The 3,466-nt window shown below is 30.3% G+C and carries 2 protein-coding genes and 2 pseudogenes; 1 reads left to right on the forward strand and 3 read right to left on the reverse strand.

The annotated features are described in order from the left end of the window. The 3 genes and pseudogenes from ACOYLT_RS10925 to ACOYLT_RS10935 form a co-directional block, all read right to left on the reverse strand. Positions 1–813, reverse strand: an 813-nt coding sequence (locus ACOYLT_RS10925; RefSeq protein ID WP_422853881.1) for an endonuclease/exonuclease/phosphatase family protein, incomplete at its 3' end; no start/stop codon positions are given. 83 nt (positions 814–896) lie between these two features. Continuing rightward, positions 897–1,031 (reverse strand): annotated as a pseudogene (locus ACOYLT_RS10930) (hypothetical protein); the annotation flags it as partial. Between the two features lie 94 nt (positions 1,032–1,125). After that, complete coding sequence (locus ACOYLT_RS10935) at positions 1,126–2,544, reverse strand: hypothetical protein (protein ID WP_422853882.1); 1,419 nt, start codon at positions 2,542–2,544, stop codon at positions 1,126–1,128. A 332-nt stretch (positions 2,545–2,876) separates the two neighbouring features. Here ACOYLT_RS10935 and ACOYLT_RS10940 point away from each other — a divergent pair. Beyond that, positions 2,877–3,466, forward strand: a pseudogene (locus ACOYLT_RS10940) (hypothetical protein); the annotation flags it as partial.

Here is a 3,466-nt window from a genome sequence, read left to right on the forward strand (position 1 = left end):
AAACTCAAAAAAACTCCAAATAGGAATGTGGTCTGATATTTTTCGGGCTTCTTGATTGGTCACAAATTGATTGTAAAAAGGTACAATTCCGGCTTGTTTTAGTTTTGTTTTACCCGAATTATAGAACATATTGTCATATTCAGAAGCCAGACACTCTTGATGAATGCATTTTTGTTTCAAACTTGTTTTTTGATTGCTTAGACTGTTTTTGTATCCCATTTTTTTCAACGGAGTAAATACAGTATTACTTTGCGGACAATTGAAATCACCCATAAAAATTAGATTCAATGTAGGGTATAAAGCAGGTAATAATTTGAAATATTTAATTTCACTTTCAGGGTTCTTCTTTTTAGGAACGGCATGAAAAGAGGCTATAGTAAATAACTTTCCTTTATACTCGAAGGTACTCATATAGGGTTCTCTATCAATCTCTTTTTGAAAGTTTTGGTCGAGCCAACATTTCCCTATTTTTTTTACTTTCGACGGTTTCCAAACATAGGCATACCGTTCTTTACTCGAAGGATTGTCGCTTGTGGTAGGGTCGCTCACAGCATAATCCCACTGTGCACCTTTGTTGTTCAGTATGTTGACCAAACGCGCAACGGCTTGTGCACCACCATTGCCTGCCACTACTTCTTGAATAGCTATAACATCATATTTATTGACCGTTGTAGCAATAAACTCTAATTCACTATCCGACTTTGATTTGCCAAAGTTCATTATATTCCAACTGCAAACCGAGACTTGCGCAAGGGAAAGTAAGGATAGAAAAAGAAATACTAAAAGGAAAAAGGTTTGTTTTTTAACAGGCATCTTTATTTGTTTTGGCTAAAATAATAAAAAAGCCCAACTACTAACTTGAGTTGGGCCTCTCATCACAATAAAAATTCTATTAATTATTGTAGTATGATTTTTTTAATATTGACTACTTCGTTTTGAGCATTAAGAATTTTAACAAAATACATACCTTGACCCGTCCAAGTGTTTAATGGTACCAAGTATTGTTGAGTGTTCATGGGTTGATTAAAAACCTCTTGACCAAGTTATTCGTAATTTTATACACGAAAGCCAATTTCGTAACATTGCTTAAATTTAATACTGAAACAGTATTAAATTATTATTACTTTAATAGGTAAGATTTAATGCGCGATTTGATTTTACAGAATTGTCTAAAAATGTCTGAAAAGGAGAACTATTTTCTATTTCTGAAAAAGAATAGATGTGAGCATATTTGCCTCTTATATCCATTATTTGACCTACTAGTTTATTTGCACTTATTGCCTTTATTCTCCATGCGTTAATTGTTGCTAGTGGCGTAAAACCTCCTTTAATTTCATAAATATTATTAAAATTAGTTAATGAGCTTGTATAAGTTATACATTGTTTCATTAGAGATATTAATTTTATATGGTCATTATCAAAACTTGATAAACTTGCTTTATTTTCTTTTAACATATAATACAAATGTTGGCTGTTTTCTTTTAACTCAATTTCAGCTGTTTTTGTCTTAATGTACGTTTTATCATCTGAACCTTTGTATTCTTTAAAGCCTAATTCATGTAAAATATTTAATAATTCAATATCTTTTTGGCAATCTGCTACTTTACTTAAATAAGTAGCAACCTCCGCCCCAATAAAATACTGTTCTTTTGTGTTTATTTCTTCAATAATATCTCCGTACCTACTGGAAAAATTATCATGATAGGTATCTTCATACTGCTTTACATCTTTGTATTCAACAATCTCATTTTTTATGTATGATTTGTTGATTCTGGGCAATCCAAGATTTCTTTGTGATATGTGTAAATTTATTTCTGGTAAGATATGAAAAGTACCCGAAAGAGAATCTGCATCAACTTTATTTACGTCTACTATCCTCACTTCTCTTTCAGATTCTTTTTCTGAAAGTACAATACCGGGCACGTATTGCGCTATATTTTTTATTTCTTCTTGTTTAGATGTATATTTAAGGTATTCTTGTGATTTTTCAGGGTCAGGAATATTCTGAAGAAATCTATTCACCATATCTCTGCTTTCTTTCAGCTCGCTTTTACTAGGTTTTATAATTTCTTTTTTGTAATCCAAATGATAAATCTGCAAATCCATCCAGCCTAAACCTTCTCCCATAAGAATTCTTCCAATATGTTTCTTTTGCAATTCCTCACTTTGAATTAAATAATCTTTTTTTAATTCAAATTTTAAATCGGATTTCAAATATTCATCAATTAATTTAATACATAAAGTTAAATCATCTTTTTTTGTTTGTATTGGGGCTTTATACTTTTCATAGTAATATTTTAAACTGTTGAGAGAATTCAGTTGTTCTTCGTACTCTTTTGATAGAACGGTTCCCGTCTCATATTCGTTGTATTTAATTTTTTTCTTAGTTACATGATAAACTCTAAACAAACTAGGATATTCCTCACTAATTTTTTTATTGATAGCAGGTGTAATTTGGTAAAGTTTAGTGTTTTGAGCTATTGCGTTGATCGAAAAAAACAAGATTACTGCAAATGTTGCTAAGTTTAATTTATTTATTTTCATAAGTTTTAGTTTTTATTTGATTCATTTTTTTTCATTTACTTGATATGTTGTTCTTTGCAACTTTTTAATATTTTTCATAAAACATTTTAAACATCATTAATGACTAACCATTTTAACATGGTGTTTCTTTAAATATTTTAAAATAAAACGTGACTAACAAGTTATTCTCCAACAATCCTAAAAATTGTTTTTGTGATTGTGTTTTTTTTATAGTGATGAAAAATATTTCACTGCAATATTACTCCATTCCCAAACCAAAATATATTGCAAGTTATTGCAACTTCACTTTCAAAAAGGTTTACAACTATATTTGTGCTGCCATAAATTGAAATATGAATCAACCAAATCCTTATCTAATTACGCTTTGCAATCAACTGGAAATCCAATTGGGATTTAAGATAAAAAACATTGCCAATGCAGAAAAGTGTTCGGAAGTATTGGCTTTAGAGAAGTTATTTATTTCACCGCATACTATTGCTAGGATGTATGGCGTGGTAAAACCTTTTAGAACACCTTATAAGGACACCTTGAATTTAATTGCTCGCTTTTTGAATTATATCGATTGGGAGGATTTTTGTACCAATCAAACCAATGTTCCTTTTGACCCCAACTATTTTTTGACCGAAGCTTCCGATGGTTTTTCTTTAGCGGTATTGCAATTAGCATTGGCTAATGAAGATTTTAAAGCCATTTCGATTATATTGTCTAAAGCAAAAAAAAACGAAAATGAAGCTATTTTGTATACGGCTGCCGAACTAATAGGCGCTTATGTCCGTAAAAGTAAAAAGCAAAAAGAATTACTTCAATTGTTATCAGATAACAGTGTTGGGCACTTCTTTTTTTACGAATGTTATGTGGATGAAGACAATGATAACAACTATTTTTCAGAGGCATTAGTAAATTACTATTTACCTAATGTTAC

It is taken from the genome of Flavobacterium sp. (assembly GCF_049318185.1).
In the GTDB taxonomy this organism is placed as follows: domain Bacteria; phylum Bacteroidota; class Bacteroidia; order Flavobacteriales; family Flavobacteriaceae; genus Flavobacterium.

Coding starts and splice junctions, on each gene's coding strand:
- ACOYLT_RS10935 (WP_422853882.1), bottom strand. CDS start 2,544: ATGAAAATAAATAAATTAAACTTAGCAACATTTGCAGTAATCTTGTTT.